The organism is Gammaproteobacteria bacterium (assembly GCA_029862005.1).
GTDB lineage: Bacteria > Pseudomonadota > Gammaproteobacteria.
The window spans coordinates 1-4820 of the sequence record JAOTYD010000077.1 but is presented as its reverse complement, the minus strand read 5'-3'; the positions used below and the strand labels follow the sequence as shown (position 1 = coordinate 4820).

Here is a 4820-nt window from a genome sequence, read left to right as displayed (position 1 = left end):
TCGCCGGCATCCTGTAGTGCGTAATAGTGCGTGGCAAAGTTGTTGGAAATAATGATCTCGGCACCTAGGCAAAGATAGTCTTCATGCACTGCGCGCAAGATCTCCGGGTGGCTTAGCGCACCACCACCGTTCCACGCGTTTTTCAGCTGCGGCACCCCGCGGCGCTCGATTTCAGTGCCAGTCGCGCCATCGATCAGGATGCACTCACCGTCCTGAATGCGTCGCATCAGCTTACCGTATCGATTCATGGGTTCGGAATCTGTTCAAGTTGGGATTCGAAAATTTCGAATATATATTAGCAGCTAATGTTTAACGTCCGAATAAATATTGAGTGTCTGCAAATGGCCGAAGATTGCCTCCTGCCTGGGCTTTGTGAGGGTCCGCTTACAAGAAGGACGAAACTCAGAATCAATAATTCAGTGGTGATAAGCGATCCAAAACGGTAACTCGAATTTTGAACGGTAAAGCCGCTTCTTTTACCTGTATAATATCAGCTAGTTTGGATAGCTTTTTATTTTGCTTCACCCACCAGGGTTTACATCACTAATGAGTCAGTTATAGGTAAAATTCTACCCTCTAAACATCCGGATTTACGTCCACTACCCGAAACAATTCCTCTTCCCATTCTTTTAACTTGATAATAATTTCATTTAAGTCTGCTTCGGATATTCCGCCAATGCTTTTGGCAGGCCTGACTTTTTGCAGCTGTTCAAGCGCAGTGGTGATATGAACCCTATCGATCACTTTTATATATTCATGTTCTTGCATGATTTGTTCCTCACTATTTCTCTCTGCCATTAATATTATACCAACGAGTAAACCATATGATTTCCCTAGGTCAAGATAACGAGGAGCACCAAACTGTCACGGTCTAATAAAAGGGGTAGGTATCGATCGAAATGATTCCTTAGAAAGAGTCAACTTATGGCCGTAGGTCGTCTCTGACATGGCTATGGGCAGGGTCAGCTTTCGAAAAATCTGATCCTTGTAATCAGCTAGTCGGAGACGATAGTCGACCGAATCGGACCACTACCGAGGCAGTAAGTAATCTGTTGGAAAGTTAGTGTGGACGTTTTAGACGTCGTGCCTGGATATCGGCCGTAAAAGCACGACTATCCGCTTCCCGGAGCCGTCTACAGACTTCCCGCGCCATATTCATTCTGATCATCGTGAACTGTTCGATTTCGCGATCGAACAACAGGTGAAATGTGCCGTAGGTTAATTCAATCGCGCGGCTGTCTTCAGTTGCAAGTGAGGATGTGTTGCGCGGTTGCAAGTCCATCAATGCAACTTCCCCAAAGCAATTACCCGGTTCGAGTGTTTTTAGAATATATTCTTCGTCCCGCCATGCCTTGAGCAGCATGACTTTGCCATATACCAGCACAAAAAGTGATTGAGCGGGGTCTTTTTCATGGTAAAAATAATCTCCCTTCTGAACAGCTACCTGTTTTGAGTGTTCCAGTAAAAAATCCAGCGTATCGGCGCGAATACCGCCAAAGATGGGCATTGACTGTAATAGCTCAAGGCGTTTTTGCTGATTCCGCTTATCCGGTGTATCAGCGCTAAGACGCTTTAATTTTTTATTGTTATCAGGCAGCATGTTTTTTGCTCGTAATCGTACCGCTTACCAAAAAGCATTATACCGAATTAACAGCACTTTCCTTGTCGGTATCGAGCGTCTGCTCCTTTAATCTGGCGTTACTGTCAAGCCCCCGTAATATAGTTTGCTAGTCTAGGTTGTTTACGAGCTAGTAAACGTCCGAAACTGGCCGAAGATTGCCTCCCAACAGGGTTCGCTGAGGGTCCGCTTACGAGAAAGCTGCCGCTCAAATTCGATTGATCAGCGGCAATAACCGACCCATTTGGGACTCTCATTTGAAATATTTACGCTAAAGTTTGATGGAAATCCCAACTATTCAGCCTAGAGTTTAATATGTTGAGCACATAATTTTCTCCGGGTCATTTTTGTATTGTCCGGATATGGATGCACGGAGCAGGCCATGAAACGATTCCCCGCTAACAACTTTTATACGCTACTCATCATTTTGTTAACTTTCGGCGCCGAGATGGCCGCTGCTGAAAGCGCAGTGCCGGCCCAGCAGCGACCGGGTCAGCAAGGGCTTTTTAAAGCTGCCCAGATGTCGAAGGCCAGCTCGCCGCTGGTACGGGTTTTATCCGAATATCGCGCGCACGTTAGCCAGGGCAGGAGAACGGATTTCAAGCCCAGCGATAGGTTCCTGCTCTTCACTGCTGGCAGGGTTCTTATCGATGCGCGGGCAACGGCCGATGGCACGGCTCTACTGGAGGATCTGAATCGGTTGGGTCTCGTGAACGGTGTTCTTTACAAAGATCTTGTCTCAGGCCTACTGCCGGTTGCGGTGATCGACCAGGCCGCGGCACTAGCAAGCCTGCGCTCGATATCTGCCGCCATTGCACCGATAAACAATGCCGGTTCTGTGACGAGTCAGGGCGATATTGCCTTACGCGCGATTGAAGGACGGACCACCTACAGTGTCGACGGAACGGGTGTAACAGTCGGCGTGCTGTCCGACAGTTACGATTCGCTCGGTGGCGCAGCGGCAGACGTGGCCAGCGGTGATTTGCCCGCCGGGGTGCAGGTCATCGGGGGTGAGTCTACCTACTGCGGCACGGTCGTTTTTTGCATCGACGAAGGCCGCGCCATGGCACAGATCGTCTACGATATGGCGCCGGGGATCAATATTCTGTTTCACACAGGCCTCGCCACCAAAGCTGACTATGCTAGTGCGATCTTGTCACTGGCAGCGGCGGGTGCGGATGTTCTCGTGGATGATCTTCTGTATCTCAATGAGCCGATGTTCCAGGACGGAGTCGTTGCACAGGCGGTTGATTCGGTCACGGCGGATGGCGTTGCCTATTATTCGGCGGCAGGTAACGCCGGCGATAAAAGTTACGAAGCTGCATTCGTCGACAGTGGCGAAATTTTCTGCATCGAGTTTTTCTTTCCGATCGGCGATTGCGATCCAATCTATGAACGCGTAGGCAGAATGCACGATTTCGATCCGGGCCCGGGTGTCGACCTGTATCAAAGTGTAACCGTGCCGATCGGGAGCACCTTGACGGTCGCGCTGCAATGGGATCAGCCGTTCGGCGGCGCCGGCGCGCGAAATGACCACGATATAGTGTTACTGGATCAAACCGGTGGCATATATTTCGAAATTAGTGCCAACGACAACGTCGTCACCGGGGAGGGGTGGGAAGTGCTCCAGTTTCAAAACCACGAGTTCGTGGGCTATGGCACCGCCTTCAACCTGATCATTACCTATGACGACGTCGATTCGCTCGAGCCGCCGGCATCGCTGGTAAAGATGGTCGTTTTCGGCAGCGATAGTACGCTCAACGAGTTTCAGACCAACAGCGCGACCCTGTTCGGGCATGCCAATGCCGCGGGCGCAGCCGCCGTCGGCGCGGCTTTTTTCAACGACACCCCGGCCTACGGGATGGACCCACCGATGCTCGAGCCCTACTCGTCGAGGGGTGGCACACCGATATTGTTCGCGTCCAACGGGTCGCCGCTGGGCAGCCCGGTGATTCGCTCGAAGCCTGAGATGACCGCGGTCGATGGTGTCAACACGACTTTCTTTTTCAACGATACCCACGGTAACGACGGGATCGACGATTTCTTCGGCACCTCCGCCGCAGCGCCTCATGCGGCCGGGATCGCCGCGTTGATGTTGCACGCGTGGGAAGCGCAAACGGATCCACCTCCGACGCCTCCGACGCCACAACAGCTAAACGCTGCCCTGCAGAGTAGCGCCATCGATATGAACTCGGCAGGCTTCGACCATGACTCGGGCTATGGTCTGATCCAGGCCGACGCGGCGATTGCCGCATTGCTGGCCGCGGGGGATAACAACCTGCCTGTGGCTGACTTTACCTTCAGTACCAATGACCTTGGCGTTACGTTTACCGACACGAGCACTGATTCGGATGGCAGTATCGTCGTGTGGAACTGGGATTTCGGCGATGGCAATAGCGCCAGTTCGCAAAATCCATCGCACACCTATGCCGCCGCTGGTAGTTACACGGTGGCGTTGACCGTTACCGACAACGATGGGGGTGTCGACTCGAGCAGCCAGCAGGTAACCGTCAGCGCGGCTGGCGGCAACGCGCCGCCGGTTGCTGCTTTCGCCTATAGCTGTAGTGCCCGGGACTGCTCATTCGATTCCTCCGCGTCGTCCGACGACTCCGGCATTATTGGTTATGCCTGGGATTTCGGTGATGGCACTGTCTCGGCTGAGGCCAATCCTGCACATGTTTATGCTGCCAATGGCAACTATACCGTTACCCTGGTAGTAACGGATGCGGACCTGGCCAGCGACAGCGCAAGCGCATCGTTTCGGGTCAAAAACCGCGGCAATACCTCGGGCTCCACCGGGGGCGACACGGGTGGCGGTGATACGGGCGGATCGGAGAAAGGCCGCAAGAAGTGTACCGACGGCATCGACAACGACGGCGATGGTCTCATCGATGCTGACGATCCGGACTGCCAGTAACGGATCAGACTACGACAACTTGCTGTCTACAATGCTGCACAGCGTAATGAGGTGCGAACCGTAGCCTGTTGCATGTAATTTAAGAGATTAATATCCAAAATATCGAAATTTAAGCCCCGCCACCGTGCGGGGTTTTTTTATAGTCGAGCGTCCGTTAATGGCCGGAGATTGCCCCCTACCTGAGCTTTACGAGCGTCTTCTTTAGAGAAAAATGAATATCAGCGCGGGCACTTTTAACGACTGCATATGCTTTTTAAGAGTCAATTACCACCCGATATATATGCT

4 protein-coding genes are annotated in these 4820 nt (G+C 52.2%); 1 reads left to right on the top strand and 3 read right to left on the bottom strand.

What is annotated here, in order from left to right; translation table 11 throughout:
- The 3 genes from OES20_18765 to OES20_18755 all read right to left on the bottom strand — a co-directional run.
- Positions 1-248, bottom strand: a 248-nt coding sequence (locus tag OES20_18765) for a homocysteine S-methyltransferase family protein (GenBank protein MDH3636734.1), incomplete at its 3' end; no start/stop codon positions are given.
- A 328-nt stretch (positions 249-576) separates the two neighbouring features.
- Positions 577-768, bottom strand: coding sequence for a hypothetical protein (locus OES20_18760; GenBank protein ID MDH3636733.1), 192 nt, complete (start codon positions 766-768; stop codon positions 577-579).
- A gap of 292 nt (positions 769-1060) precedes the next feature.
- Positions 1061-1600 carry a Crp/Fnr family transcriptional regulator gene (locus OES20_18755; protein ID MDH3636732.1) on the bottom strand — a complete coding sequence of 180 codons (540 nt, stop codon included), beginning with the start codon at positions 1598-1600 and terminating at the stop codon, positions 1061-1063.
- A 400-nt stretch (positions 1601-2000) separates the two neighbouring features.
- On the opposite strand from OES20_18755, the gene OES20_18750 reads away from it, so the two are divergent.
- Positions 2001-4535: a PKD domain-containing protein gene (locus tag OES20_18750; protein ID MDH3636731.1), complete on the top strand. Its 2535-nt coding sequence runs from the start codon at positions 2001-2003 to the stop codon at positions 4533-4535.
- Positions 4536-4820: the final 285 nt, after the last annotated feature.

Bases quoted from the DNA above. Each gene is read 5' to 3' on its own strand.
- OES20_18760 (MDH3636733.1), bottom strand. From the start codon at position 768: ATGCAAGAACATGAATATATAAAAGTGATCGATAGGGTTCATATCACC.
- OES20_18755 (MDH3636732.1), bottom strand. From the start codon at position 1,600: ATGCTGCCTGATAACAATAAAAAATTAAAGCGTCTTAGCGCTGATACA.
- OES20_18750 (MDH3636731.1), top strand. From the start codon at position 2,001: ATGAAACGATTCCCCGCTAACAACTTTTATACGCTACTCATCATTTTG.